Source organism: Tistrella arctica, from assembly GCF_039630945.1.
Classification (GTDB): domain Bacteria; phylum Pseudomonadota; class Alphaproteobacteria; order Tistrellales; family Tistrellaceae; genus Tistrella; species Tistrella bauzanensis.
The window spans coordinates 300859-327248 of record NZ_JBBKTV010000007.1 but is presented as its reverse complement, the minus strand read 5'-3'; the positions used below and the strand labels follow the sequence as shown (position 1 = coordinate 327248).

Here is a 26390-nt window from a genome sequence, read left to right as displayed (position 1 = left end):
GGGCTTGCCGGCGATGGTGCTGTCTGCGGTCACGGCAGGGTCTCCTGGCTTGCCGGGCCATCGGCCGCAACCGTCCGAAAGGCGCCGGTCAAGTCGACATGAGGATGGGCATGCATGGCGTCGCGCGCGGCGGGGTCGGCGGCGATCACCGCCCGGATCAGCGGCTGATGCCGCAACCAGGCGCTGCGTGCGTCCAGCCGCTCCATCGCCCCCAGGGCGACGGCACTGGCAAGCCCGATCGGCGGCCCGCCCAATGGCCCGGCGACCAGGCCCTGATCCGGCAGGACATCCAGGCTGTCACCGCTCAGGATGGCGATGCCGAAAGCCGGTCCGCCGGCCACCACCACCTGCTCAGGGCCCAGGCTCGCGAGGGTCGCCACGGCATCGATCAGCGCGTCGACATGGCGGATCTCGCGGCCGACCATCACTTCCGCCGCCGCCAGATCCAGCACCAGGGCCTGCGCCCGCACCACCAGCCGCGCCTTCAGCACCTGCAACGCGTCGCGATTCATCAGGTGACGGCCCGACGGGTCGACCAGAACGGGGTCCAGAATCAGCGGCACATTGCCGCCGAAATGCTCCACCACCTCGGAAATCGCCAGCAACTGATCGGTTTCGGTCGCCCGGCCGATTCTCAACGCATCGGCGCCGATGTCGTCCAGCACCACCCTCAACTGCCCGCCAACGATGTCGGCCGGCACGGTCATCGCGGCGCCATCGGCCACGATCGCCGTCACGGCGCTGGCCGCATAGACGCCACAGGCCGTGGCGAGCTTCAGGTCGAAGGCGATACCGCCACGGCCTTCGGGATCGCCATGGTCGACGCTGAGCAGCCGCCTCATCGGCGCGCGTGAAGCACCCGTCATCAACCTGCCCCTTTCCTGCCATGCATCGAGCCCGGACGCCCGGGGGTATTGCCCGATCCGTCGGCCTCTCGTGTCCTGAGAGGCCATGTTAGCGGGCGTTGTGTTAACGCTTCCACCCGTCCGGGCGGTCAAGACCGCCTCGCGGTCGCCTTTTCCATGGCAGAGACGATGCGATCGACGGCGCTTTCAACCAGGGCGGCATCATCCGCCTCGGCCATCACGCGGATAAGGGTTTCAGTCCCGGACGGGCGGATCAGGACGCGACCATGTCCGTCGAGCCGCGCGGTCTCGGCGGCAATCACCGCCATCACCTCCGGGTCGGTCTGCGGCGACTGGCCGGCATAGCGGACATTGCGCAGTAGCTGCGGCCAGGGTTCGAAACGGTTGGTCGCCGCCCTGGCACTGATGCCGTCATCCACCATCACCGCCAGCACCTGCAGGGCCGCCACCAGCCCGTCGCCGGTGGTGGCATAATCGCTGAAGATCATATGGCCCGACTGCTCGCCACCGACATTATAGCCATCGGCACGCATCCGCTCGCCCACATAGCGGTCGCCCACCTGGGTGCGGACCAGATGCAGGCCGCTCGCCTCCAGATAGCGTTCCAGCCCCATATTCGACATTACCGTGGCCACGATCCCACCGCCGACCAGCCGGTTGCGTTTGGCCCAACTGGTCGCGATCAGGGCCATGATCTGGTCGCCATCCACCTGGCGCCCGGCTTCATCGACCACGATCACCCGGTCGGCATCACCATCCAGGGCGAATCCGATATCGCATCCCTTCTCCACCACCGCCCGTGCCAGGGCATCCGGCGCGGTCGAGCCGCAGTCGCGATTGATGTTGAAGCCGTCCGGCTCCACCCCGATCGCCGTCACATCGGCACCCAGCTCCCACAAGATCGTCGGGGCCACCGAATAGGCGGCGCCATTGGCGCAGTCGATGGCCACCTTCAGGCCATCGAGCCGCAAGCCTCGGGGCAAGGTGCCCTTGATCGCCTCGACATAGCGGTCGCGGGCGGTATCCAGCCGTCGGGCCCGGCCCAGCTTCTCCGATGGGGCGAGGCCGACATCGGGAGGGCCGTCCATCAGGGCCTCGATCTCGTCCTGAACCTCGTCGGACAGCTTGTAGCCGTCGGGGCCGAACAGCTTGACGCCATTATCGGCGAACGGATTGTGCGAGGCGGAAATCATCACGCCCAGATCGCACCGCATCGACCGGGTCAGCATCGCGATCGCCGGTGTCGGTATCGGCCCGACAAGAATGACGTCACAGCCGGCCGACACGAATCCCGCGGTCAGCGCCGGTTCGATCATATACCCCGACAGCCTCGTGTCCTTGCCGATCACCACCCGCGTGCGCGCCCGGACCGACCGGAACCGCATGCCGGTGGCCACACCCAGCCGCAGGGCGACCTCGGCGGTCATCGGCCAGCTATTGGCGCGGCCGCGAATGCCGTCGGTGCCGAAATATCGATGCGACATGATCAAGCTCCTGACTGGTTGTCCCGGTCGTGCGGCATTCCGGCCGTATCGGGATCATGCTCCTCGTCCGGGGCATGCGCGAAGCTCGGCCCGAAGCACGGACCCGCTGGTGGCCTCACCCGGACAGGCGGGCACAGAGGGTCAGCCCGACGGCGCGGACGGTCAGCCCCCCGGCGCCCGACCGCGAGCGATGGCCGCGTCGACCACCAATGCCTGAGCCGTTTCAGCCACGTCATGCACCCTCACGATCTGCGCGCCCTGGGCCACCGCGGCCAGCACCGCCGCCAGCGACCCCGGCACCCGTGCCTTTGGCTGGTCGATGCCGGCCACGCGCCCGATGAAGCTCTTGCGCGACACGCCGATCAGAAGCGGCCGGCCAAGCCCATGGAAGATCGACAGGTTATGCAGCAAGGCAAGGTTCTGGTCCACCGTCTTGGCAAAGCCGATGCCCGGATCGACCGCCACATCGCCTTGCGCCACCCCGGCCTCGTCCATCAGCGCCAGCCGGTCCTCCAATTCGTCGAAGACGTCCAGAACCACATCGTCATAGACCGCCAGAGACTGCATATCGGCCGGCGTGCCACGCATATGCATGACCACCGCGGCAAGCCCGGCGGCGGCCACGGTGTCGGCCGCCGCCGGGTCATAGGTGAAGCCGCTGACGTCGTTGACGATCGCGGCGCCACGGCGCGCGGCATGGCGCATCACCACCGCCTTGCGGGTGTCGACGGATGCCACCGCCCCCAGTTCCGCCGCCGCCGTCAGCGCCGGCTCCAGGCGGTGGATCTCTTCCGCCGGGTCGACGGCGGCCGCACCCGGACGGGTGGTTTCGGCGCCAAGATCGACAAGATCGGCGCCATCCTCCAGCGCCCGGCGCACCGCCGCCGCCGCGTCGACCGGTGAGAAAGCGTCGCCGCCATCCGAGAAGCTGTCGGGCGTGACGTTGACGATCGCCATCACCTGCGGCCGGCCGCGCATATCCAGTCCGGCAAACCTCTGGCGCGGCACCTCCAGCGCCCGCAACCGCCGGGCCAGTCGCCGGCCCGCCGGCAGAGCGGTCAATCGGTCGGCCAGACGCAGGGCATCCTCGACCGGCATCACCGCCCGGCCCACCCGGTCGGCCGCGCCGGCGCCCCGTCCGGCCCGCCAGATGATCTCGACCACGCCGAAAGCCAGCCAGCCGCCGGCAAGGCAGCGGAACCCCGCGACCGGCGCCCGCCTCAACGCCGCGCGGGGTGCTGCGCCGACGCCGGCGGCGCGGGCCGGCACGAATCCGATCGGGCGGACATACACACGAAGACCCGCATCGGCGTCACGGATGCGGGTCTCGACATATGACATCGCGGCCGCATCAGACGATGCGGCCGCGATGGATGTGGACAGGTCAGCGGGCAAGTCAGCAGTCCCTGGCTGTCGGTCGGCGGTGCGGGGCCGGTGTCTGTCGACGCCAGCCCCATGATCGTCAGACGGCGATCGGCCAAGCGAGCAACCGCCCGTCTTGCCGGACGGCCGTCCTACCGGATGGTCGTCCTGTGGGATCAGGCGCCCGGCTGCGGGCTGGGTCGCAGCCCGTCATCGCCGCCCGCCGTCGGCACCGAGGCCCTGGGCGGCCGCGGATCGGATGCCGGCGCCGTGCCGCCATCGCCCATGTCGTCGGGGCGGTGCCGCCTGATGGTTTCGCCTGCGGCGATCGCCTTCAACTCGTCACCCGACAGGGTTTCGTATTCCAGCAGCGCCTGGGCGACCCGCTCCAACTGATCGCGGTAATCGGTCAGGATGGTGCGTGCCCGGTCATAGGCTTCCTCGACGATCCGCCGCACTTCCTGGTCGATGACATTGGCCGTCGCCTCGGAGGTGCCGCGCGACTGGGTGACCGCATAGCCGACGAAGGGCTCGTTGTCGCCGTCCCCATAATTCAGCGGGCCAAGCTTGTCGCTCATGCCCCACTGGGTGACCATGTTCTTGGCCAGCTTGGTCGCCATCTGGATATCCGACGAGGCGCCGCTGGTCACCTTGTCGTGACCGAAGATGATCTCTTCCGCCAGCCGGCCGCCCATGGCCACCGCCAGATCCGCTTCCAGCTTCTCGCGCGACACCGACAGACGATCCCGCTCCGGCAGCCGCATCACCATGCCCAGCGCGCGGCCGCGCGGGATGATGGTCGCCTTGTGGATCGGGTCGGATGCCGGGCAGTGCATGGCGACGATGGCATGGCCGCCCTCGTGATAGGCGGTGAGGCGCTTCTCGTCCTCGCTCATCGCGATCGAGCGGCGCTCGGCGCCCATCATCACCTTGTCCTTGGCGTCCTCGAATTCCGCCATGCCCACCACGCGCTTGTTGCGGCGCGCGGCCAGCAGGGCCGCCTCGTTGACCAGATTGGCAAGATCGGCGCCCGAGAAGCCGGGGGTCGCGCGGGCGATGACCCGGCCGTTCACGTCGGGACCGATCGGCACCTTGCGCATATGCACCGACAGGATCTTTTCGCGTCCGGCGACGTCGGGGTTCGGCACCACGACCTGACGGTCGAAGCGGCCCGGACGCAGCAGGGCCGGGTCCAGCACGTCGGGGCGGTTGGTGGCGGCGATGATGATCACGCCCTCATTCGCCTCGAAACCGTCCATCTCGACCAGAAGCTGGTTCAGGGTCTGCTCGCGCTCGTCATTGCCACCGCCGAGGCCGGCGCCGCGATGGCGGCCGACCGCGTCGATTTCGTCGATGAAGATCAGGCAGGGGGCATTCTTCTTGCCCTGTTCGAACATGTCGCGGACACGGCTGGCGCCGACACCCACGAACATCTCGACGAAGTCGGAGCCCGAGATCGAGAAGAAGGGAACGTTCGCCTCACCGGCGATGGCGCGCGCCAGAAGCGTCTTGCCGGTGCCCGGAGGGCCCACAAGCAGCACGCCCTTGGGGATGCGTCCACCCAGCCGCTGGAACTTCTGCGGCGACTTCAGGAATTCGACGATCTCGTGGAGTTCGTCCTTGGCCTCGTCGATACCGGCGACGTCCTCAAAGGTCACGCGCCCCGATTTCTCGGTCAGCAGCCGGGCCTTGGACTTGCCGAAGCCCATGGCCTTTCCGCCGCCGCCCTGCATCTGACGCATGAAGAAGATCCACACGCCGATCAGCAGCAGCATCGGGAACCACGAGATCAGAATCCCGAACAGCGAGGGCACGTTGTCCTCGGCCGGCGCCACATTGATGCGGACATTGCCTTCCCGCAGCCGGTCGACCATGCCGTTGTCGTTCGGCGGGGCGACCGTGCGGAATTCGACCCCGCTGCCGTCATTGAAATGACCGCGGATCGTGTCGCCCTGGATGGTCACGTCAGTGACGCGGCCTTCCTGCACGGCGTTGAGGAAGTCCGAATACGCGACCTGGCGCGACGGACCCTGACTCTGGGGGCTCTGGAACAGATTGAACAGAGCCACCAGCAGCAGGGCGATGATCACCCAGAGCGCGAGGTTCTTAACATTGTTCACGACCGAGGTCTCTTTCCTGCCGAATGTTCGCCCGCCATCGTCCAGAAGACGCCGTCACCGTCGAACGGACGGGATGGCGCGAACCATGCCCGGAAGGTCGGTTGGGCAAGGGTGTGCGGATGGGCAAGGGTGTGGTCAGCCGCAGCCTCCCCGCGGATGCTCCCTGTTAAGTGGGGGAATGCGACGGGCACGTCAAGTCGCCGAAGCACCGGCAGGGATGCGATTGCACGTCCAGGCACCTCGTTCCGCAGCCTGCGGGCGGCATCCGGGGCCATCAGCCCCAGCCGCATGGCCAGCGACGCGCCCATCGCCCCCAGGGTCAAGGGCGTCGCAGCTCCGCCGTCGCCGAACACATCGGCATTCGGCACCTGCACGATGAACCGCCCGTCCCAGCCAATTCTCTCGCCCGCGACGACCGGTACGGGTGCCGCCACCGCCGCCGGTTCACGCAGCACCGTCACCCGGCCGCCGCCCCAGACGATGCGACAGCCGCCAAGGGTACGGCCGCCTTGCGGCATGTTGCCGCTCCGGGTCGCGGCTCGGGCCTGACCGATCAGCGCGGCGGTCAGCGCCATCACCGGCCCCTGCCTTGGCGGCAGATCCAGGCCGCCGATCACCAGACACAGGCGTTCAACCAGCCGGGGGGCGAGATCGCCGGTCAGCGCCGGCTCGGCGAAGAGCGGCAAAGGCAGCTCGGCGCCCCCCCAGGGGTGGAACCGCAGGCCACCGGCAAAGGCGGCCCGCACCAGCCGGTCATCCAGCGTCGCCCGCGCCCGCGCCGCGCGCGATGCCGACCGGGCGATGCCGGCCGGGTCCAGCCCGGCATCGCACAGGGGGGCAGCGGCCCGGCGCAACCGCACTCTCTGAACCGCGCCGTCGTCATTCATCGGGTCATGCAGCGCGGTCAGCCCGGCCTGCGCCACCAGCCGGGCCAGACCGGCGCGGCGCAGGCCCAGCAGCGGCCGCAGCAGCCGCAGGCCCTGATGCGGCCGGATGGCCGCCATCGCCGCCAGGCCGTCGATGCCGCTGCCCCGCCCCAGGCGGATCAGCACCGTTTCCGCCAGGTCGTCCAGGCTGTGACCGACCAGCAGATGCAGGATGCCGGCATCACGGCAGGCCCGGGCCAGCCGGTCATAGCGGGCGCGGCGTGCCGCCGCCTCGATGCCGGCAGCCGGCAGGCTGCCGGGGGGCAGTGTCAGAATGCGGGCCGCCACCCCCAGCCGGCCGGCCAGACCGGCGGCGGCGCGGGCGGCATCGTCACTGCCGGCCCGCAGGCCATGATCGACCACCAGCGCGGTGACCCGTCCGCCCCTCATCCGCGCCCAGTCGCGCGCCAGCAGGGTCAGCGCCAGGCTGTCCGGCCCGCCCGACAGGGCCACGGCCAGATGCGGCGATGCCTCGACGATGCCGGCCGCCATCATGGCAGCCGCGAAGCGACCGGTCAGATCATCATGCCCGACAGCGGTGCCGACACGATCGGGGCGGCCGCATGCTGTGTCCTTCCGGTCCTCGGTGGAAATCGCGGCCATCGCCATGCCTGATCAGTTGCAGCCCAGCTTCTTCTGCTCGCGCTCGGTCACCACCTTGATGTTGGCGGGGGCATCGGGGAACTGCTTGTTCAGGATGGAATAGGCGCCGCAGGCGTCGTCCTTGCGGTTCAGCGCCGCAAAGCTCATCCCCAGCTTCAGCACCATGTCGGGCGCTTTCGGGCTTTTCGCATGGCCGCTGACGCCGTCGCCGAAGGTCAGGGCGGCGCGATCATACTGGCCCTGCGCATAATAGGTCTCGCCCAGCCAGTAATAGGCGTTGCCGACCAGATCGCCCTGCTTATAGCGGCCGATCAGCTCGTTGAACGCCACCTCGGCGCCGGCATAATCACGGTCCTTCAGCAGCAGATCGAGCCCGTAGCGATACAGCTCCTGTTCGGTCTGGATCTGCTCCACCCGGCTCTTCGCCGCATCGCCACCGGCCACCGGCGGCGGGGTCGGCTGTGTCGGCGCGGGTTGGGTGCTGGTGATGCTGTTGCCGTTGGCATCCCGCTGCGTGGTGATGGTGCCAAGTGGCTGCACCGCCCCGCCCCGCTGGTCGCCGGCAGGGGCTTGCGTGCCGGCGCCGTCGCCGCCGGCCCCGATTGCGGCCCCGGCCGCAACGTCGCCGGCGCCCGGCGCCTGGGACAAGCGCGCCTCGATCCGGCCCAGCCGGTCGTTGAGGTCGCGCTCCATGCGATCCAGCCGTTCTTCAAGCCGGCGCAGGCGGAATTCGGCTTCCTCGATCCGTCCGGTCTGGCGGCGCTGGCCCTCTTCAAGGCCGCTCAACCGGCTCTCGAATGCGGCCGCCATCGCCGCGGTCGCGGGGGGCTGCTGCTGCGCCGTCGCATCGGGGCTGTCGACCAGCAGCAAGGCCAGGGTCACCGCCACCAGTGCCGTCGTGCCGGCGATGCCGCGCGTCAGCCGGCGCCCATATGCGCCGGCATGCCTGTCGCCGAAGCCGGTCGGGAAGAGAGCCATGATGTTCATGCCTTAGATCAGGGGATCGACCATGTCTGCCTGCCTGCGCCGCAGGATCCCGATAACGATCGGCATCGTTGCGGATCAGGCATCGACAGGTATAACGCAAAGCCGTGCAAAAGCCGACGGCCGGCGTTCCCCCAAGGGGATCGCCGGCCGTCGTCCGGTCCGTCAGGACCGGAAATCCGTCTTGGAATGACGGAGCCGTCGTCAGTTGACCAGCACGGTCACGGCGCGACGGTTCTGCGCCCAGGCAGCCTCGTCGGAGCCGAGCACGGCCGGCCGTTCCTTGCCGTAAGAGATCGTCTCGATACGGTCCGGCGAGATGCCGAGCGCCACGAGATAGTTCTTGGCCGCCGTCGCGCGACGCTCGCCAAGGGCGAGGTTGTATTCGCGGGTGCCGCGCTCGTCGGCATGGCCCTCGACGATCACCCGCTGTGCCGGATTGGCGCGCAGGAAATCGGCCTGAACCGACAGGGTCTGGCGACCCTCGGCGGTCAGCGACGAGCTGTCGAGTTCAAAGAACACGCGGTCGCCAGCGGTCTGCTGCACGTATTCCCACGAACCGGGCTGGGCGCCGGTCGAGATGGTGCCCTGGCTCGAACCGACGGACGAGGAGGTTCCGCCGGTGGCGCCGGTGGAGCCCGTGTCTTCCGGAGCGGACGAGCAAGCGGCGACGAATGCCAGAGCGGCGATAGACGTGAGGATCTTGAAGCGCATTTTGTACCTAAGGTATCCGAGACATGTCGGAGCACCGGAAAGCAGTTCCGTAGTCCTGGCCGGCGTTCGCTCCAATCGCCAGCGTGAATTGTGCGAGGGTCACAATTCACCCGGTCGCCAGGCACACGACAGGTTGGAGTATATCAACCAACACTATCGAATCAAGGCCGACCACGCCGGATCCGATGCTTCGCCGGGTGTAACGATCAACCGCTCGTTATATCCAGTGATATCGATCGAATACAGGCGGGTCTCGCCGCCGGGCCGGTCTTTGCGGAAGAAGGCCAGAACGCGGCCATTGGGGGCCCATGTCGGGCCTTCCACAAGATAGCCATCGGTCAGAAGCCGTTCATCGCTGCCATCGGGGCGCATGACCCCGATGACGAACCGGCCGCGGTTCATTTTCGTGAACGCGATCAGGTCGCCACGAGGGGACCAGACCGGCGTCGCATAAGTGCCGGTGCCGAAGCTGATGCGCTGCAGGCCCGAGCCGTCGGCGTTGGCCACATAGATCTGCTGGCCGCCGGACCGGTCGGAGTTGAACACCATCCGCTTGCCATCAGGCGAGACCGATGGCGAGGTATCGATCGCCTGCGACGAGGTGAGCCGCTGAACGGCGCCGCTCGCGACATCGAGCTTGTAGAGCGAGGTGGCGCCGTCGCGGGCCATCGACATCAGCACCGAGCGCCCGTCGGGCGTGAAGCGCGGCGCGAAGGTCATGCCTGGAAAATCGCCCAGCACCCGCTGCCGGCCGGTGTCGAGATCATAGACGAACACCCGCGCCTGACGATTGCGGAACGCCATATAGGTGATCTCGCGTGCGTTCGGCGACAGGCGCGGGGTCAGCACCAGATCCTGGCCATCGGTCAGATAGCGGTGATTGGCCCCGTCCTGATCCATGATCGCCAGCCGCTTGACCCGCTTGTCGGCGGGGCCGCTTTCGGCGACATACACGATCTGGGTGTCGAAATAGCCGCCCTCGCCGGTGATCCGCTCATAGATCTGGTCGGCGATCATATGGGCGACGCGGCGCCACAGCTTCGGGTCGACGCGATAGACCACGCCAGCCATCTGGCTCTGGCCGAACACGTCCCACAGGCGGAATTCGACCGCGATCTGGTTGCCTTCCTGGCGGACCTGACCCGTCACCAGCGCCTGGGCATTGATCTGCCGCCAGTCGGCGAAATCCGGCAGCGGGGTCATCTCGCCCGGCGCCTGAAGGAAGGCGTTGCGGTCGATCGGCCGGAACAGGCCCGAGCTTGCCAGATCGCTTGCGATCACGCCCGGAATGTCGCTGTCGAACGGCGCGCCCGATGGGTCGACCGCCAGAAAATTGCTGATGGCGATCGGCATGGGTTCGACGACGCCACGGGTGATGTCGATGCGCACCTGCGCCGAAGCCGGATGCGGCATCATCGCCCCAGCCAGCCCCACGACCAGCCCGAGCGCCGCCACCGCGAGGACACGCAGCACCGGCCGCGCGCGACGACGCGGGCGGCTGTCTGCGTTTGCGGAACGGATCGTGTCTGTCATCGGCCCACCATGTTCTTCGGGTTGAACGCCAGGACAATGTCCTTGAGCTGATCATATTTGCCCGCAGGCAATTCCAACGGACTTGCGGCCCTGATCGCGCGGACCGCACTTTCCGCGGCCACGCGATAGGATTCCTCGCCCGGCCGCTGCATACGCGCCCGGTCGACCACATCCGCCGATTGCACCGTACCATCGGGCGCCAGGCGAATGCGAACCTCGACGATCAGGTTCTCAGCCTCCGGCGCGCCGACGGGCACCGACCAGCGCCGTTCGATCTGGCTGCGGATGAAGGCAATGTCGCTGACCGAGACCTGATTGGTCGGCTGGGCATTGCGCTGCATCACGGCCTGCTGCGGCTGGTTCGAACGCGCGACCTGCTGTTCCTTCGGCGCATCCTCGCGGGACTGCGTCTTTAGCTGATCGAGGCTCTTGCGCAGCGACGCAAGCGGATCGTCGGGCTCCGGCTTCTTCTCGGGTTCCGGCTTCTTCACCGGCTCGGGCTTTTTCGGCTCGGGCTTGGGCGGTTCCGGCTTTTTCGGCTCGGGCTTGGGCGGTTCCGGCTTTTTCTCTGGCTCAGGCTTCTTCTCTGGTTCCGGCTTCTTCTCTGGTTCCGGCTTCTTCTCTGGTTCCGGCTTCTTCGGCGGCTCCGGCTTCTTGGGCGGAGGCGGCGGAGGCGGTGGCGGCGGCGGAGGTGCCGGCTCCGGCTTCGGGACCGGCGGCGGTGGAGGCGGTGGAGGGGGCGGAGGCGGCGGAGGTGGCGGAGGTGGCGGAGGTGGCGGAGGCGGCGGAGGCGGAGGGGGCGGCGGAGGGGGCGGAGGCGGAGGGGGCGGAGGGGGCGGAGGGCTCGCCTGCGCCACCTGCTTTTCAGGCTCGGGCTTCGGTTCGGGCTTGGGGCGCAGTTGGGACGCACGCGTCACATCGGTCACCGGAACCAGATCGATCACGATCGTCTGTTCCTCCGGCGGCAGCGGGCGGCTGAGTGACGGCAGGCCGAACCACAACAGCGCAGCAACGGCGCCGTGAGTTGCCAGCGAATATGTCAAACCGCGCTTCACGTGCGTCCGTTGCTCCATTCAGAAAGCGGAAAAGCGCCAGTCGCCAGACGGCCGGCGCCAGGTTGACAGGGGCGGCGTCAGCTACCCCGACGGGCAGCCGGTGCAGCACCGGTCTGCTGCAGTGTTGTCACCAGCGACACCTTGGTGAAGCCGGCGCCGGTCACCGTGCCCATCACCTGCATGACCCGGCCGTAATCGATCGACCGGTCGCCACGCACGAAGATGCGGGTATCGGTCTTGTTGGCGGCGACGGCCATCAGGGTCTGAGGCAGGGTCTCCAGCGTCACTTCCTTGTCCTGAACATAGACCCGTCCCTCGGCATCCACCGACACCGACAAGGGTTCGTCCTGGCCCGCCAGCGGCGCCGCCGAGCTTTCCGGCAGATCGACCTCGACCCCCGCGGTCAGCAAGGGGGCCGTGACCATGAAGATGATCAGCAGAACCAGCATGACGTCGACCATCGGCGTCACGTTGATCTCGCTCATCGGTTCGCCACCACCCCAGCGGCGGCGGCGGCCATGTCCCTTCGCGCGTCGGATGCCACCGGCCATGATCTCAGCGCCTGTCTTCGATCTGGCGGGCGATCAGCGCGCCGAATTCGCCGGTGAAGTTGTCCAGCCGGGCGCCATAGCGGCCGATATCGCTCGACAGCTTGTTATAGAAGATCACCGCCGGAATGGCCGCGACCAGGCCGATGGCGGTGGCGAACAGCGCCTCGGCAATGCCCGGTGCCACCACGGCCAGCGTGGTGTTCTTGGTCATCGCGATCGAGGTGAAGCTGTTCATGATGCCCCAGACCGTGCCGAACAACCCCACGAACGGCGCCGTTGAACCAACGGTGGCAAGGAAACCCAGATTGCGTTCGAGCACGGCCATCTCGCGGTTCAGCGCGATGTCCATCACCTGCTCGATGCGCTGGCGCAGATTGGCCCGCGACAGCGGATCGGCCAGCGCCGTGCCCTTGCCCTTCGCCCGGCGCCATTCACCCATCGCGGCCGTGAACACATGCGCCATCGGATGATCGGCGCGTTCCGATATCGCGTCGTACAGCTCTTCCAGCGAACCGCCCGACCAGAACCGGTTCTCGAAGTCATCGGCCCGGCGCTTCAGCCGGCCCATCAATCGGAACTTGTCGAAAATGATCGCCCAGGACCAGATGGAGGCCAGTGCGAGCATGAGCATGACCGACTTCACAATGATGTCGGCGTTCATCACCAGGCTGATGATGCTCATATCATGCGCGCCCACCGATCCGGCGAGCGCCGCCTGGCTAACGACCTCCTGCTCCATTCACGTCCTCCGTGGAACGGACCTGACCCGGCTGACCATCAGAACCGGTGGTCCACGTCTCTTCGACCCGCTTGATTAGCAGACTTCCGGGCAATCCGCTGCCGTTTCACGAATTTGACACGGGCAGGCAGGCCTCGACGACAGCCGCCACCGCGCCTGGGCGGGGCTGCAATCAGGGCTGGCCGGGCCACGAGATATGCCATGCCGCGGGTCTTGTGAAGGGTCCATCTGAGGCCCGGCGCACGGTCATGCGACGGGCTGTCATCGCAGCGCCACAAGCGGTCTTGGACCTGCTCTTCTGCACTGCAATATTCTCCATATTATACAAAGATTTACGAGAGGAGATTCATCGGGCCGGGATGCATTTGCCTGGACCCTGCCCTGCGTCGGGCGCCATAATCGGCGCCGTCAGCCCGAAGGCCGCCGCGCTGCGGAATCTCGCACAACGAGACATGCTCCGCGCCGCATCCGCCATCCCTCCCCCAAAGGCCTTGGGCTCAGCATTACGAAAGGCATGTTTTCCATGACGTCGCTCGCCGATCTGTCAGCCGTGGAGCTGTCAACGCTCTATGACCAGGGCCAAACCTCGCCGACCGAGGTCACCGATGCCGTGATCGCGCGGATCGAGGCGTGGGACGACAGGCTGTGCGCGACCTGGGCTTTCGATCCTGAGGCCGCCCGCGAGGCCGCCCGCGCCGCGACCGACCGCTGGACCCGCAAGGCGGCGCTCGGCCCCCTCGACGGCGTGCCGGTGACGATCAAGGAGAATATGGCGACCAAGGGCTGCCCGGTCCCGGTGGGCACGGCCGCATCCGACATGACCCCGGCCGCCGCCGATTCGCCCCCGGCCGCCCGGCTGCGCGAGGCGGGTGCCGTGATCCTGGCCAAGACCACCATGCCCGATTACGGCATGCTGTCTTCGGGCCTGTCCAGCTTCCACAAGCTGGCCCGCAACCCATGGGACCTGACGACCAATCCCGGTGGCTCGTCCGCCGGCGCCGGTGCCGCGGCCGCGGCCGGTTACGGTCCGATCCATATCGGCACCGATATCGGCGGCTCGATCCGCCTGCCCGCCGGCTGGTGCGGCGTGGTCGGCCTGAAGGCGAGTCTGGGCCGTATCCCGATCGACCCCGCCTATGTCGGCCGGGTCGCCGGGCCGATGACCCGCACCGTCGCCGACACGGCGCTGGCAATGACCGTGCTGTCAAAGCCCGACTGGCGCGATGGCATGAGCCTGCCGCCCGCCGATATCGACTGGATGGATCTGGACAATCAGGCGATCAAGGGCCTGCGCATCGGTCTGATGCTCGATATCGGCGCCGGCATGACGCCGAACCCGGCGGTGATCGCGGCCGTCAAGGAAGCCGCGCGCCGTTTCGAGGCGGCCGGTGCCGTGGTCGAAGAGGTGCCGGCGGTTCTGACCCGCGAGATGCTCGACGGGCTGGACGATTTCTGGCGCGTGCGGTCGTGGGACGATGTCGAGCGGCTGCCCGAGGCGACGCGGGCTCGGATCCTGCCCTATATCCGCGCCTGGGCCGAAAGCGGCCAGACCCGCACGGCCTTGCAGGCCGTGCGCGGCTTCAACCGCACCATGGAGATGCGCAAGGCGGCCGCCCGGCTGTTCCACGGTGGCGGCTATGATTTCGTGCTGTCGCCTGTCGCCCCCGATGTGGCGTTCCCGGCCGAGTGGGCCTCGCCGGTCGACGATCCCGACCGGCCGTTCGAACATATCGGCTACACGGTGGTCTGGAACATGTCGGAACAGCCGGCGATCTCGGTCAATTGCGGCTACGGGCCGACGGGGCTGCCGATCGGGTTGCAGATCGTGGGCCGCCGGTTCGACGATCTGGGGGTTCTGCGCATGGCACGCGCCTGGGAAGGCATGCGCGATGAACAGCGCGCCTGGCCGACGCTCGCCTGAGCCGGTGCCCGCCTGAGCCAGTGCCCGCCTGAGCCTGTGCCGAACCGGCCGGCGCCACATCAGAAGATGGCGCCGGCCGGCCTTCCCGGCCGCCTACCCCCGCAGCGCCCGCTTGGCCGAACGCAACAGCTTGACGGGATAGATCGCGCGCAGACGTTCCGTCCGCCGCAGCTTTGCGATGACCTGAGCCACCGAGGGCGGCGGGCCCATATCGACGGGCTTTTCGCTCTTCCGGAACAACGCGTGAATGTAGCCGTCGCCCGCGACTTGAACGAAGCCATGTTTCGCGAACAATCTCTGAAGTGTGTATGGCGAAAAATGCCAGATGTGTGCCAACTGAAAATATCGCATCAGGTCGAGGTGATAGGTCGGGAACAGTTGAAACAGGCCCGGCACCTCGATATAGAGCAACGTGCCTTTTCCGGCGGCCCGTGACATGCGCTCGATCTCTTGATTGATCGGCACAAAATGCTCAAGCGATTGGCAATATGCAATCACGTCGGGGGATTGTGAGGAATCGAGATCATCCAGCGTTCCAACGATCGCTTCCAAACCCCGGCTCTGCGCATCGGCCACATAATCCGCGCCGATATCGATCCCCACGCCCTTGAATCCCGCATCGGTCAGGCCCTGAAGAACACCACCGGAGCTGCATCCGACGTCGACGATGCGTGCCGGCGGCTTGACGCCGTTCTTCATCAACCAAGAGGCAATACCGGCGCCATATTTGCGGCGATCCTGAAATTTCTTCTCAGTTGGCTCTGTCGACCCGCGATGTAGGGGCGCAAATATCTCACTATAGAATATCGATGCCGAATTCTGATCGAGATAAGGATTTGTCTGAACCAGAGAGCAGGTTTCACAAATCACGATCCTGCACGGCACGCCATATCTGTCCCTGGTGGCCAACGGTGTGAACTGATCGCCGTCACAGATCGGACAACTCAGAGTCTCGAAGATATACCGACCTGTCGCGATATCCGATATCAACCTGTCGCGTGCGCGATTTTGTATGTCATTCAGATCGACGACAGATTGCGTGCCTGTCGCGATATCGAACCGACTGGAAAGCATCAGAAACCCCAGGTGCTGATTGGCCATCTGCGAGAATAGGCGAACCAATCCTCACACGGTTTGTCTCAGCGAAGCAAGTGCGAACCAGAAGGCACATAATAATGCTATTTTTCTGAAAAGAATAGTTGGCTTATCAACCTATAGACTTGTTCTCCATTAATTCATGTCATCTAGGTTGCAAATACTCTAGCGAGGGGCCTTCACCAACGCCAGGAGTTCCCGCGGCAGGCGGCGTGGCTGACCGGTCGCGGGGCTCAACGCCACGCATTTGATCGTGCCCCGCACCAGAAGCTGGTCGCCCCGCGACACCATCTGATCGAAGGTCACCCAGGCGCCGCCATGGGCGCTGATCACGGTGGAAACGGTCAGCATATCCTCAAGCCGCGCCGGCGCCTGATAGTCCAGCGCCACCTCGCGCACAGCGAAACCGAAACCGTCGCGCTCAAGCAGCGGGCGCTGATCGATGCCGCGCCGGCGCAGCCATTCCGTGCGCCCCCGCTCCATGAATTTCAGATAATTGGCGTAATAGACGATGCCGGCGGCATCGGTATCTTCCCAATAGACCCGGACCCGGATGATATCGGGCTGCACGGTTTCTGGGCGTATCTCGGTCACGGGCGCGATCCTCTGTCTTTATGGCGGCACGACGGCGGCATGGGGTGGCGTCTCGGCGAAGAATGCCACTCTGGCGGGATGTCACGAAAAACTACACCACCTGCAGGCAATTCGTCACGCCTCGTCGACGCCGTCCTCAGGCCCCGCGAACAGATCGGGTTCGCCATCCTTCGGTGGTGGCGGCATCAGGCCCAGATGCTGCCAGCCGCCCCGGGTCAGCACCCGGCCGCGCGGCGTGCGCGCCAGCAGCCCCTGCTGGATCAGAAACGGCTCGATCACGTCCTCGATCGCGTCGCGACTTTCCGACAGGGCCGCCGCCAGGGTTTCCACCCCCACCGGCCCGCCGCCATAATGGCGGGCGATGCAGCCCAGATAGCGCCGGTCCATGGCGTCCAGACCCTGGGGGTCGACCTCCAGCCGGGTCAGCGCCCGGTCGGCCACGCCGGCATCGATCTGCACCGCGTCGGCCACAGCGGCAAAATCGCGCACCCGGCGCAGCAGCCGGCCGGCCACACGGGGCGTACCGCGGGAGCGTCGGGCGATTTCATGGGCACCATCTTCGGTCAGCGGTGCCGCCAACAGCCGCGCGCCGCGCCGCACGATCGACGCCAATTCGTCGATCTCGTAGTAGTTCAGCCGCAGCGGAATACCGAAGCGTTCCCGCAGCGGCCGGGTCACCAGCCCGGCACGGGTGGTGGCCGCCACCAGCGTGAAGCGCGGCAGGTCGATCCGCACCGATCGGGCCGACGGCCCCTCGCCGATCACCAGATCGAGCTGAAAATCCTCCATCGCCGGATACAGGATCTCTTCCACCGCCGGGTTCAGGCGGTGGATCTCGTCGATGAACAGCACGTCGAATTCGTTCAGATTGGTCAGGATCGCCGCCAGATCGCCGGCCCGCGCGATCACCGGCCCCGATGTGGCGCGGAACCCCACGCCCATTTCCTTGGCGACGATCTGGGCCAGCGTGGTCTTGCCCAGCCCCGGAGGCCCGTGCAGCAGCACATGATCGAGCGCATCGCCGCGCGCCCGGGCGGCGGCGATGAACACCGCGAGGTTCCCCAGCACCTGCCGCTGCCCCACGAAATCCGCCAGCCTCTCGGGCCTGAGCGCCGGATCCTGCCGGTCTTCCGGCAGGCTGGCGGGCGCGATCAGGCGCTCGTCGCCGGCGCTCATCGCGCTAGTTCCTTCAGCGCGCCGCGCAGCAGCAGTTGCACATCCGCCGCCGTCTCGCCCGCAGCGTCCGCCACGCGCCGCAAGGCCGGCTCGGCCTCGCTTTCGCGATAGCCCAGATTGACCAGAGCCGACAGGGCGTCATCGAACGCCGCGATATCGGGCGATTTGGCCGCAGCGGCGGCCGCCGCCGCTTCGGGTGTGCGCATGGATCTGGCCAGCACCGCCACATCGGCGGCGCCGATGCCGACCAGCGCCGCCTTGTCCCTCAGCTCCATCACGATCCGCTTGGCCAGCTTCGGCCCAACCCCGGTCGCCCGTGCCGGCGGCCGTGCATCCTGGGCGGCGATGGCTGCCGCCAATGCGCCCGGCTCCAGCACCGACAGCACCGCCAGCGCCACCTTGGCCCCCACCCCCTGCACGGTCACCAGCAGGCGGAACCAGTCGCGTTCCGACCGGTCGACGAAGCCATAAAGATGGATGTGGTCCTCGCGGACATGGGTTTCGATGTGCAGAACCGCCTCGGCGCCGGTGCCGCCCAGCGCGCCCAGCGTCCGGCGCGACGCCTGGACCAGATAGCCCACGCCATGGACGTCGATCACCGCATGGTCGGCGCCGATCTCGTCGACGATGCCCTTCAGCCGCGCGAACATCTAAACCGCATCCTTCCCCTGGTCGATCGTCAGCGCGCCTGCGCTGCCCAGCCGCTGCGTGTCGCCCCATGATGCGCGTGGCAGATGGCCACCGCGAGCGCATCATAGGCATCGGCGCGTGCGGTCCGGTCGATGCCGGGCAGCAGCCGGGCCACCATGGCGGCGACCTGGGCCTTGTCGGCCCGGCCGCTGCCGGTCAGCGCCTTCTTCACCACGCTCGGTTCATACTCGGCCACCGTCAGCCCGGTCTGGGCCGGCACCAGCAGGGCCACCGCGCGCGCATGGCCAAGCTTCAGCGCCGAGGCGGCATTGGCATTGACGAAGGTCTGCTCGACCGCGGCACCGCCGGGATTATAGCGCGCGACCACCTCGTACAGCCCGTCATAGAGCGACCGCAGCCGTTCCGACAGCGCCGCCCTGTCGTCGGAGGTGACGGTCCCGTGGCCGACATGCACCAGACGCGAGCCTTCGGCGTCGACGATCCCCCAGCCGGTGATCCGTAAGCCGGGATCGATGCCGATGATGCGCATGGTGCCGCCTGCCTCCCGCTCAAGCTGGTTCAGATACCGCCCGACAGCGGCGTCTTTCGGCGATCAGGCGTTCAGCTTGGCCATCACCTCGTCCGAGACCTCGAAATTGGCGATGACCTCCTGGACGTCGTCATTGTCTTCCAGCGCCTCGATCATCTTGAACAGGCCCTGGGCCTGCTCCTCGTCGATCTCGATCGTGCTCAGCGGCACCCAGCCCAGCTTCGATTCCTGCGGGTCGCCGAACCGCGCCTCAAGACCCGACCGGACCTCCTGCAGAAGATCGGGCTGGGTATAGATCACATGGGTTTCGTCGTCGCTTTCAAGATCGTCGGCGCCGGCCTCGATCGCCGCTTCCAGCATGGCATCGGCCGCCGCCACATCGACCGGATAGGTGATCTGGCCGACGCGGTTGAAGTTGAACGCCACCGAATTGGTCTCACCCAGCGATCCGCCATTCTTGCTGAAGGCCGAGCGCACTTCCGATGCGGTCCGATTGCGGTTGTCGGTCAGCGCCTCGGCGATCACCGCGACACCACCGGGGCCATAGCCCTCGTAACGGACCTCTTCGTAATTGTCGCCCTCGGCACCACCGGCACCGCGCTTGATCGCGCGTTCGATATTGTCCTTGGGCATGTTGGCGACGCGCGCCGCCTGCACGGCGCTGCGCAGGCGCGGATTGGCATTGGCGTCGGCGCCGCCTTCCTTGGCGGCGATCACCAGTTCGCGCAACAGCTTCGTGAACACCTTGGCGCGCTTCTTATCCTGCGCGGCCTTGCGGTGCATGATGTTCTTGAATTGTGAATGACCAGCCATCTGCCGTTCAAACCTCGTCAGCCCGGCGTCCGGAACGCGGTGAGACCCGAAACGCGGTGATGCACATGGCGCCCCTAACGCACCGCAGCCCGCAAGGGGCGACGCCAGGGGCGCTTCCGACGGCTTCGATAGCAGGAATTCGCGCCGGATGCACCCCTTCAGACGACCCGGCTCAGTCACCCCTGCCCCGATCAGCCGTCCCCGCCCGGCTCAGCCGACGGCGTCGACGGCCGCCCCGGTCAGATACAGGTTCATCAGGCTCTCGGGCATCGGCTCCGCCCCCGGCCAGGCCGGGCTCAACCGCCCGCCGACCCTGAGCGGGCTGATCGAGCGGGCCAGGCCGGTCGCGTCGTCGGTCTCGATCAACGAGCCGCAGATCGTGGCCGGGCCGTTCGCGGGCAGCAGCTTCTGGCCACGCATCTTGCGGGTGAACCGGTCCAGCGAGGCTGCCTTGTCCATGCCGATGACGCTGTCATAATCGCCGCACATGCCGGCATCGCACTGAAAGGCGGTGCCACCCGGCAGAACCTGATGATCGGCGGTCGGCACATGGGTGTGGGTGCCGACGACCGCGGTCACCTGCCCGTCCAGATGATGACCATAGGCCATCTTCTCGCTGGTCGCCTCGCCATGCAGGTCGACGAAAATCGCCGACACGATACCGCCCAGCGGATAATCGCGCAGCACAGGCGCCAGCGCCCGGAACGGATCATCGAGCGTTTCCATGAACAAGCTACACATCACATTCGCCACCACCACCCGGCGGCCATCGGGCAGGGTCGCCATGGTGGCGCCGCGCCCCGGCGTGCCGGGCGGGAAATTCAGCGGCCGCAACAGGCGCTGGTCCTGGTCGACCCAGCCTTGAATCTCGCGCTGATCCCAGACGTGGTTGCCGGTGGTGAGAATATCGACGCCGGCGGCATAGAAGCTTTCGCAGATCTTGGGCGTGATGCCGAAGCCCGAGGCCGCGTTCTCCCCGTTGACGATCAGCAGATCGACGCCGAGTGCCGCCCTGATGGTCGTGGCATGATCGATCACCGCCTGCCGGCCGGTCCGCCCGACCACATCGCCAAGAAAGAGTATCCGCACCGTTCAGCCTTTCCGTGTGTTGAGCTTGTCGTCATGTTTCGCGTTCGTCGCGGCGTCCATGGCGAGCATGGCGTCCGCAGGTGATGTCGGGTCGACAGGCGTGCCGGACCAGCCGGGACGCCTGTCGATGCGGATGCAGGGCCGCTCAGGGCCGGTCGGGACGCATCAATCCCCGATCGGTCAGCACCAGATCCAGCGGCCTGTCGAACAGACCCCGGGGCACCGCATCGACGACCTGTTCGGCAAAGGCCACGCCCACGGTGACCGGCGGCAGCCCCGCCGCTTCGGCGCGCGCGATGGTGCGGTCGTAAAAGCCGCCCCCCTGGCCCAGCCTGTGCCCGCCGCGATCCACCGCCACCAGCGGCATCAGCAGCAGATCCGGCATCACCGTCGGACCCGCGGCCGGAATCGGGATCCCGAAGGCACCGATGGCCAGGGCCACGTCGGGCCGCCAGGCGCGGAAGTCGAGCGGCGTGTCGGGCGCGTTCACCACCGGCAGCGCCATGGCGGCATCCAGCCGGCCGGCCAACGCCCGCATCAGCGGCAGCACATCGATCTCGCCGCCGGCCGCGACGTAACCCGCCACGATGCGAGGCCGGGCGGATTGAGGCCGGGCGGATTGGGACCGGGCGGATTGGGAGCGGGCGGATTGGGAGCGGGCGGATTGGGAGCGGGCGGATTGGGAGCGGGCGGGCACGATATCCGCCAGGGCATCCGCCAGGATATCGGCCTGTGCCGCAAGCGCGTCGGCGGCCTCAAATCCCCGTGCGGCCGAAGCCTCGCGCCGCACCCGGCGCAATTCCCGGCGCATGGCGCCTTTCAGGACGGCAAGGGCCGCGTCCGGATCGGGGGCAATCGGCTGCGTCAGATCGTGGCTCCGCAAAAAGCAATTCGCCCCGGCTGCGGGTTCGCAACCAGGGTCGATCAGGGTCGTCAAACGGTCGGACGGGGAACCGGCACTTTCGTTGGCGGTTAAAAATCCACATGGACCCGCTTGAGCAGGTGGGCGCCGTTTCCTCCGTCGTTTGGTCCGGGCTGAACCGGTCCGGACGAGCCGGCCGGTGCCCTGTCCGCCCGACGGAGAGGGACAGCTCCCTCATGTAGATGGTATCGGTCCCTGGGATTTAGGTTGCCTGACGTGAAGGCCAGATCCCGTCCTGGCCTTCATTTAGAGTTTCTCAAGCCGGGTTGCAATAGCCTCGATGCGTCCGGCGAAATCGTCGAGGGCGCGGGCCAGCGTCGCATCGACCTCGGCGGCGGAGCGATCGGCGCTGCGGCGCATCTTGTCGACCTCGATCCGCGCCCGGTACAGGCCCTGTTCGGACTCGTTCGCCTGATCGGCCAGCAGCAGGGCCGCCATCAGCATCACGCGCGCATCCACAGCGACCGGCCGGTCGCCGGTGACCTGGCGGACCTTGTCTTCAAGCTTGTGGGCCAGCGCCCGGACACTGTCTTCCTGGCCCTCGCCGCAGGCCAGCGTGAACGCCCGGCCCAGAATGCGTACCTCGACTTCGGCCATCGCGCCTGTGTCTCCGATCCGGTTGAGGTCAGCGGTCATCGAGCGCGCGACCGATTGCGTCGATCGCCCTGTCGATCTCCTGCCCGGCCATATGGCCGCGGGCATCGGCCCGGCCGCGGGCGTCCTGCGCCGCCGCCAGGGCCTGCTGCAATGCCGACCGCTCGGCCGCCAGCGTCTCGATTTCGGCCCGCAAAGCCTCGATCTGCGCACCGGCAGCGCCGGCCGCCGCAGTCTCACCGGCGTGACGCGCCTGGGTGACACGCTCCGATGCCTTGCGGCTTGCCGCATCGAGGCGGGCGAGCGCGCTCGACAGACGCTGCCATGCCAATTCCATATTCGCCATCGGTCCGGCCACCATCGACTTTGGGAAGGATATACAAAGATACAGATATCTGCGGTAAACAGACGCACGCAAATGACAACATGGTGTCGCACGGCTGGTTGCGGAACCGGCGAACATGATCGGCCGGTATCGACGGGCCAAGATAGGAACTGCCACCGCTCGCCGTCAATGACCCTGGCCTCACTCGGAGTCTGGCCTCACTCGGAGTCTGGCCTCACTCGGAGTCTGGCCCCACCCGCCGCCTGTGCTCGGGGACGGCAGCCCTGCATGCCCGGGTGGAACGGCCGCACCCGCAGCACGGAGCCTTGCGGAAATAGGCGGTTGACGGGGCGGTGACAGCCCGCCATCTTTGCGCCGCACGGCGCTTGTTTCAGGCAGTTGACGGATCGTCGGCGGCGGACCGGCAGCGAGCGCCGGCACTTTGCCGCCCCTCTTATGCTGCGTGAAGGCCGATGACCGCTCAGACGACCGATGCCCCCTCGACCGATGCGCCATCGCTGCGCGACATGGCGAATGCCGTGCGCACGCTCAGCATGGATGCCGTCGAGCGCGCGAATTCCGGCCATCCGGGCATGCCCATGGGCATGGCGGACGCGGCCACCGTTCTCTTCACCCGTTTCCTGAAGTTCGATCCGTCGGCGCCGAAATGGGCCGATCGCGACCGCTTCGTGCTCTCGGCCGGCCATGGCTCGATGCTGCTCTATGCGCTGCTGCATCTGACCGGCTATGCCGACATGACGCTCGACGAGATCAGGAATTTCCGTCAGCTCGGCGCCCGCACCGCCGGCCATCCGGAATACGGCCATGCCAGCGGCATCGAGACCACCACCGGGCCGCTGGGCCAGGGCATCGCCAATGCCGTCGGCATGGCGCTGGCCGAGCGCCTGCTCGCCGCCCGATTCGGCGGGTCGGTGGTCGACCATCACACCTATGCCATCGTCGGCGACGGCTGCCTGATGGAAGGCATCAGCCACGAGGCGATCTCGCTGGCCGGCCATCTGCGGCTGTCGAAGCTGATCGTGCTGTGGGACGATAACGGCATCTCGATCGACGGGCCGGTGTCGCTGTCGTGCTCGGATGACCAGCGCAAGCGCTTCGAGGCCAGCGGCTGGGCGACCGATGCGGTCGACGGTCACGACCCTGAGGCTGTGGCCGCGGCGCTGGAGCGGGCACGGTCCGGCGACAAGCCGGTGCTGATCGCCTGCCGCACCACCATCGGTTACGGCGCGCCCAAGAAGGCCGGCACCTCCGGCGTTCACGGCTCACCCCTGGGTGCGGTTGAAATCGCCGGCGCCCGCGAGGCGCTGTCGTGGCCGCATGAGCCGTTCGAGGTTCCGGCGGCGATCCGCGATGCCTGGGCCACCGCCGGCCGGCGCGGCAGCGCCGATCGCACGGCCTGGGAAGAGCGGTTCGCCACTCTCGATCCCGACACGCAGGCCAGCTTCACCCGCGCGATGGCGGGCGAATTGCCGGCCGGGTGGACCGGGGCGCTCGATGCCCATATCGCCGCGATCATCGCCGATCCCAAGGCCGTCGCCACCCGCAAGGCCTCGGAAATGGCGCTGGAAGCGCTGGTTCCGGCGATCCCGGAACTGATCGGCGGCTCGGCCGACCTCACCGGCTCGAACAACACCCGCACCAAGGCGATGAAGCCGGTGGCGCCGGGCGAATTCGACGGCCGCTATATCTATTGGGGCATCCGCGAGCATGGCATGGCCGCCGCGATGAACGGCATGGCGCTGCATGGCGGCGTCATCCCCTATGGCGGCACCTTCCTGGTGTTCACCGATTATTGCCGGCCCTCGATCCGCCTGTCGGCGCTGATGGAGCAGCGGGTCATCTATGTCATGACCCACGACTCGATCGGCCTCGGCGAGGACGGCCCGACCCATCAGCCGGTCGAGCATCTGATGAGCCTGCGCATGATGCCGAATGTGGCGGTGATGCGCCCGGCCGATGCGGTCGAGACCGCCGAATGCTGGGCGGCGGCTCTGAACCGCACCACCGGCCCGTCGGTGCTGGCGTTGAGCCGGCAGAACCTGAAGCCGGTGCGCCTGACGGCCGAGGCCGAAAATCTGTCGGCCAAGGGCGCCTATGTGCTGCGTGAGGCCTCGGCCGCACCGAAGGCGGTGTTGCTCGCCACCGGTTCGGAAGTCGAGATCGCCATGGCCGCCGCCGAGGCGCTTGAAGCCCAGGGCATCGCGACCCGCGTGGTGTCGATGCCGTGCTGGGAATTGTTCGCAGACCAGCCGGCGGCCTATCAGGCCGAGGTGCTGGGCGGCGACGTGGTCCGCGTCGCGGTCGAGGCCGGCATCGGCTTCGGCTGGGAGCGCTGGATCGGCGCCCGTGGCGCCACCGTCACCATGACCGGCTTCGGCGCCAGCGCGCCGGCACCGGAACTCTATCGTCACTTCGGCATCACCGCCGAGGCCGTTGTCGATGCCGTGAAGACGCGGATCTGACAGCCGGCCTGCGCGACTGCGCTCTCCTCCCTCCCCCCTGATCGAGGGGGGCGCTGTCGCGGAGATGTCGAAGCGTCCCTATATCCCCCCAGGGGCGCCGTCCTGGCGGTCGGCGCCCTTAACGTCGAAGACAGTTCGGAGGAAGGCATGACCATTCGGGTGGCGATCAACGGCTTCGGCCGCATCGGCCGTGGCGTTCTGCGTGCGATCGTCGAGTCGGGCCGCACCGACATTCAGGTCGTCGGCATCAACGATCTCGCGCCTGCCGCGACCAATGCCCATCTGCTGAAGTATGACTCGGTCCATGGCCGCTTCCCCGGCACCGTGACCACCGGCCCCGACAGCATCGATGTCGGCACCGGCCCGATCCGGGTCACCGCCGAGCGCGACCCCGCGAAGCTGCCCTGGGCCGAGCTGAAGGTCGATGTGGCGCTGGAATGCACCGGTATCTTCACCAAGCGCGACGCCGCCGCGAAGCACCTGGAAGCCGGCGCCCGCAAGGTGCTGGTCTCGGCCCCGGCCGACAATGCCGACTACACCGTGGTCTATGGCGTCAACCATCAGGGCCTCACGGCCGACCACGTGGTGGTGTCGAACGCCTCGTGCACCACCAACTGTCTGGCCCCGGTCGCCAAGGTGCTGAACGATGCCGTCGGCATCGTCCACGGTTTCATGACCACGGTGCATGCCTATACCGGTGACCAGCCGGTTCTGGACATCGCGCACAAGGATCTGCACCGTGCCCGCGCCGCCGCGCAGTCGATCATCCCCACCTCGACCGGTGCCGCCCGCGCCGTGGGCCTGGTGCTGCCGGAACTGAAGGGCAAGCTCGACGGCGTCGCCGTGCGTGTGCCGACCCCCAACGTCTCGATGATCGACCTGACCTTCGTCGCCAGCCGGGCCACCTCGGCCGACGAGATCAACGACGCGATCCGCGCCGCCGCCGCCGAAGGTTCGCTGAAGGGCATTCTGGGCGTGGTCGACGAGCCGCTGGTGTCGATCGACTTCAACCACGACCCGCACTCGTCCAGCTTCGATCTGGGCCAGACCTCGGTGATCGACGGCACCTTCGTGCGTGTGCTGTCGTGGTACGACAACGAGTGGGGCTTCTCGAACCGCATGGCCGACACGGCCGTGGCACTCGGCAAGCTCTGATCGATCCACCGACCGGCACAGGCCCCGCACAGCGATGTGCGGGGCCTGTCGCTGTCAGCCACCCCCTTCAGACGGGCCTGGCCGGAGATACCCCGGCTCATCATCA

The 26390-nt window shown here is 67.4% G+C and carries 24 protein-coding genes and 1 other RNA gene; 3 read left to right on the top strand and 22 right to left on the bottom strand.

Going from position 1 to position 26390, the window contains the following annotated elements:
* Positions 1 to 29 precede the first annotated feature (29 nt).
* The 11 genes from WG924_RS17735 to tolQ form a co-directional block, all read right to left on the bottom strand.
* Entirely contained in the window at positions 30 to 866 is an 837-nt protein-coding gene (locus tag WG924_RS17735; protein WP_345934430.1) for a bifunctional hydroxymethylpyrimidine kinase/phosphomethylpyrimidine kinase, read from the bottom strand.
* Between the two features lie 128 nt (positions 867 to 994).
* Complete coding sequence (gene glmM, locus WG924_RS17730) at positions 995 to 2350, bottom strand: phosphoglucosamine mutase (protein WP_345934429.1); 1356 nt, start codon at positions 2348 to 2350, stop codon at positions 995 to 997.
* 162 nt (positions 2351 to 2512) lie between these two features.
* Positions 2513 to 3691 (bottom strand): dihydropteroate synthase, encoded by a 1179-nt coding sequence (gene folP, locus WG924_RS17725; RefSeq protein ID WP_345934428.1) that lies wholly within the window; start codon positions 3689 to 3691, stop codon positions 2513 to 2515.
* 197 nt (positions 3692 to 3888) lie between these two features.
* Positions 3889 to 5832 carry an ATP-dependent zinc metalloprotease FtsH gene (ftsH, locus tag WG924_RS17720; protein ID WP_345934427.1) on the bottom strand — a complete coding sequence of 648 codons (1944 nt, stop codon included), beginning with the start codon at positions 5830 to 5832 and terminating at the stop codon, positions 3889 to 3891.
* Positions 5829 to 7361 (bottom strand): tRNA lysidine(34) synthetase TilS, encoded by a 1533-nt coding sequence (tilS, locus tag WG924_RS17715; RefSeq protein WP_345934426.1) that lies wholly within the window; start codon positions 7359 to 7361, stop codon positions 5829 to 5831. The genes ftsH and tilS overlap by 4 nt, the downstream gene beginning before the upstream one ends.
* A gap of 12 nt (positions 7362 to 7373) precedes the next feature.
* Positions 7374 to 8348, bottom strand: coding sequence for a tol-pal system protein YbgF (gene ybgF, locus WG924_RS17710; protein ID WP_345934425.1), 975 nt, complete (start codon positions 8346 to 8348; stop codon positions 7374 to 7376).
* A gap of 201 nt (positions 8349 to 8549) precedes the next feature.
* Positions 8550 to 9059 carry a peptidoglycan-associated lipoprotein Pal gene (gene pal / locus WG924_RS17705; RefSeq protein ID WP_188575061.1) on the bottom strand — a complete coding sequence of 170 codons (510 nt, stop codon included), beginning with the start codon at positions 9057 to 9059 and terminating at the stop codon, positions 8550 to 8552.
* 153 nt (positions 9060 to 9212) lie between these two features.
* The gene (gene tolB, locus WG924_RS17700; protein WP_229707807.1) at positions 9213 to 10475 is read right to left on the bottom strand and encodes a Tol-Pal system beta propeller repeat protein TolB; all 1263 of its coding nucleotides are present in this window, start codon (positions 10473 to 10475) and stop codon (positions 9213 to 9215) included.
* 113 nt (positions 10476 to 10588) lie between these two features.
* Positions 10589 to 11083 (bottom strand): TonB C-terminal domain-containing protein, encoded by a 495-nt coding sequence (locus WG924_RS17695; protein ID WP_345934424.1) that lies wholly within the window; start codon positions 11081 to 11083, stop codon positions 10589 to 10591.
* A 641-nt stretch (positions 11084 to 11724) separates the two neighbouring features.
* Positions 11725 to 12198, bottom strand: a complete 474-nt coding sequence (gene tolR / locus WG924_RS17690) for a protein TolR (protein WP_372045098.1) — start codon at positions 12196 to 12198, stop codon at positions 11725 to 11727.
* A gap of 4 nt (positions 12199 to 12202) precedes the next feature.
* Entirely contained in the window at positions 12203 to 12937 is a 735-nt protein-coding gene (gene tolQ / locus WG924_RS17685; protein WP_345934422.1) for a protein TolQ, read from the bottom strand.
* Between the two features lie 523 nt (positions 12938 to 13460).
* Between tolQ and WG924_RS17680 the strand changes: the two genes are divergently transcribed.
* Positions 13461 to 14858, top strand: a complete 1398-nt coding sequence (locus tag WG924_RS17680; RefSeq protein WP_345934421.1) for an amidase — start codon at positions 13461 to 13463, stop codon at positions 14856 to 14858.
* A gap of 93 nt (positions 14859 to 14951) precedes the next feature.
* On the opposite strand, the gene WG924_RS17675 is transcribed toward WG924_RS17680, so the two are convergent.
* The 11 genes from WG924_RS17675 to WG924_RS17625 form a co-directional block, all read right to left on the bottom strand.
* Entirely contained in the window at positions 14952 to 15959 is a 1008-nt protein-coding gene (locus WG924_RS17675) for a class I SAM-dependent methyltransferase (RefSeq protein ID WP_345934420.1), read from the bottom strand.
* Between the two features lie 159 nt (positions 15960 to 16118).
* On the bottom strand, positions 16119 to 16547 hold the full coding sequence (gene ybgC, locus WG924_RS17670) for a tol-pal system-associated acyl-CoA thioesterase (protein WP_345934419.1): 429 nt from the start codon (positions 16545 to 16547) through the stop codon (positions 16119 to 16121).
* Positions 16548 to 16661: 114 nt separating this feature from the next.
* Positions 16662 to 17723 (bottom strand): Holliday junction branch migration DNA helicase RuvB, encoded by a 1062-nt coding sequence (gene ruvB / locus WG924_RS17665; protein ID WP_345934418.1) that lies wholly within the window; start codon positions 17721 to 17723, stop codon positions 16662 to 16664.
* Positions 17720 to 18373 (bottom strand): Holliday junction branch migration protein RuvA, encoded by a 654-nt coding sequence (gene ruvA / locus WG924_RS17660; protein WP_345934417.1) that lies wholly within the window; start codon positions 18371 to 18373, stop codon positions 17720 to 17722. The genes ruvB and ruvA overlap by 4 nt, the downstream gene beginning before the upstream one ends.
* 29 nt (positions 18374 to 18402) lie before the next feature.
* Positions 18403 to 18903: a crossover junction endodeoxyribonuclease RuvC gene (gene ruvC / locus WG924_RS17655; protein ID WP_345934416.1), complete on the bottom strand. Its 501-nt coding sequence runs from the start codon at positions 18901 to 18903 to the stop codon at positions 18403 to 18405.
* 63 nt (positions 18904 to 18966) lie between these two features.
* Positions 18967 to 19716 (bottom strand): YebC/PmpR family DNA-binding transcriptional regulator, encoded by a 750-nt coding sequence (locus WG924_RS17650; RefSeq protein WP_345934415.1) that lies wholly within the window; start codon positions 19714 to 19716, stop codon positions 18967 to 18969.
* Between the two features lie 210 nt (positions 19717 to 19926).
* Positions 19927 to 20805 (bottom strand): TIGR00282 family metallophosphoesterase, encoded by an 879-nt coding sequence (locus WG924_RS17645; protein ID WP_345934414.1) that lies wholly within the window; start codon positions 20803 to 20805, stop codon positions 19927 to 19929.
* Between the two features lie 145 nt (positions 20806 to 20950).
* On the bottom strand, positions 20951 to 21688 hold the full coding sequence (locus tag WG924_RS17640; protein WP_345934413.1) for a 5-formyltetrahydrofolate cyclo-ligase: 738 nt from the start codon (positions 21686 to 21688) through the stop codon (positions 20951 to 20953).
* A gap of 63 nt (positions 21689 to 21751) precedes the next feature.
* Positions 21752 to 21960: non-coding RNA, 6S RNA (gene ssrS / locus WG924_RS17635), on the bottom strand.
* A gap of 13 nt (positions 21961 to 21973) precedes the next feature.
* A complete protein-coding gene (locus WG924_RS17630; RefSeq protein WP_188575083.1) occupies positions 21974 to 22324 on the bottom strand; it encodes a cell division protein ZapA in 351 nt (116 codons plus the stop codon).
* Between the two features lie 28 nt (positions 22325 to 22352).
* Positions 22353 to 22667, bottom strand: coding sequence for a hypothetical protein (locus tag WG924_RS17625; RefSeq protein ID WP_345934412.1), 315 nt, complete (start codon positions 22665 to 22667; stop codon positions 22353 to 22355).
* Between the two features lie 452 nt (positions 22668 to 23119).
* Between WG924_RS17625 and tkt the strand changes: the two genes are divergently transcribed.
* Both tkt and gap read left to right on the top strand, forming a co-directional pair.
* Complete coding sequence (tkt, locus tag WG924_RS17620) at positions 23120 to 25129, top strand: transketolase (protein WP_345934411.1); 2010 nt, start codon at positions 23120 to 23122, stop codon at positions 25127 to 25129.
* Between the two features lie 147 nt (positions 25130 to 25276).
* Entirely contained in the window at positions 25277 to 26284 is a 1008-nt protein-coding gene (gap, locus tag WG924_RS17615; RefSeq protein WP_345934410.1) for a type I glyceraldehyde-3-phosphate dehydrogenase, read from the top strand.
* Positions 26285 to 26390: the final 106 nt, after the last annotated feature.

What these genes read in the sequence shown, in the direction of transcription:
- WG924_RS17735 (WP_345934430.1), bottom strand. Translation starts at nt 866, where the DNA reads ATGACGGGTGCTTCACGCGCGCCGATGAGGCGGCTGCTCAGCGTCGAC.
- glmM (WP_345934429.1), bottom strand. Translation starts at nt 2,350, where the DNA reads ATGTCGCATCGATATTTCGGCACCGACGGCATTCGCGGCCGCGCCAAT.
- folP (WP_345934428.1), bottom strand. Translation starts at nt 3,691, where the DNA reads ATGTCATATGTCGAGACCCGCATCCGTGACGCCGATGCGGGTCTTCGT.
- tilS (WP_345934426.1), bottom strand. Translation starts at nt 7,361, where the DNA reads ATGGCCGCGATTTCCACCGAGGACCGGAAGGACACAGCATGCGGCCGC.
- ybgF (WP_345934425.1), bottom strand. Translation starts at nt 8,348, where the DNA reads ATGAACATCATGGCTCTCTTCCCGACCGGCTTCGGCGACAGGCATGCC.
- pal (WP_188575061.1), bottom strand. Translation starts at nt 9,059, where the DNA reads ATGCGCTTCAAGATCCTCACGTCTATCGCCGCTCTGGCATTCGTCGCC.
- tolB (WP_229707807.1), bottom strand. Translation starts at nt 10,475, where the DNA reads ATGATGCCGCATCCGGCTTCGGCGCAGGTGCGCATCGACATCACCCGT.
- tolR (WP_372045098.1), bottom strand. Translation starts at nt 12,198, where the DNA reads ATGGCCGGTGGCATCCGACGCGCGAAGGGACATGGCCGCCGCCGCCGC.
- tolQ (WP_345934422.1), bottom strand. Translation starts at nt 12,937, where the DNA reads ATGGAGCAGGAGGTCGTTAGCCAGGCGGCGCTCGCCGGATCGGTGGGC.
- WG924_RS17680 (WP_345934421.1), top strand. Translation starts at nt 13,461, where the DNA reads ATGACGTCGCTCGCCGATCTGTCAGCCGTGGAGCTGTCAACGCTCTAT.
- WG924_RS17675 (WP_345934420.1), bottom strand. Translation starts at nt 15,959, where the DNA reads ATGGCCAATCAGCACCTGGGGTTTCTGATGCTTTCCAGTCGGTTCGAT.
- ruvB (WP_345934418.1), bottom strand. Translation starts at nt 17,723, where the DNA reads ATGAGCGCCGGCGACGAGCGCCTGATCGCGCCCGCCAGCCTGCCGGAA.
- ruvA (WP_345934417.1), bottom strand. Translation starts at nt 18,373, where the DNA reads ATGTTCGCGCGGCTGAAGGGCATCGTCGACGAGATCGGCGCCGACCAT.
- ruvC (WP_345934416.1), bottom strand. Translation starts at nt 18,903, where the DNA reads ATGCGCATCATCGGCATCGATCCCGGCTTACGGATCACCGGCTGGGGG.
- WG924_RS17650 (WP_345934415.1), bottom strand. Translation starts at nt 19,716, where the DNA reads ATGGCTGGTCATTCACAATTCAAGAACATCATGCACCGCAAGGCCGCG.
- WG924_RS17630 (WP_188575083.1), bottom strand. Translation starts at nt 22,324, where the DNA reads ATGGCCGAAGTCGAGGTACGCATTCTGGGCCGGGCGTTCACGCTGGCC.
- WG924_RS17625 (WP_345934412.1), bottom strand. Translation starts at nt 22,667, where the DNA reads ATGGCGAATATGGAATTGGCATGGCAGCGTCTGTCGAGCGCGCTCGCC.
- tkt (WP_345934411.1), top strand. Translation starts at nt 23,120, where the DNA reads ATGACCGCTCAGACGACCGATGCCCCCTCGACCGATGCGCCATCGCTG.
- gap (WP_345934410.1), top strand. Translation starts at nt 25,277, where the DNA reads ATGACCATTCGGGTGGCGATCAACGGCTTCGGCCGCATCGGCCGTGGC.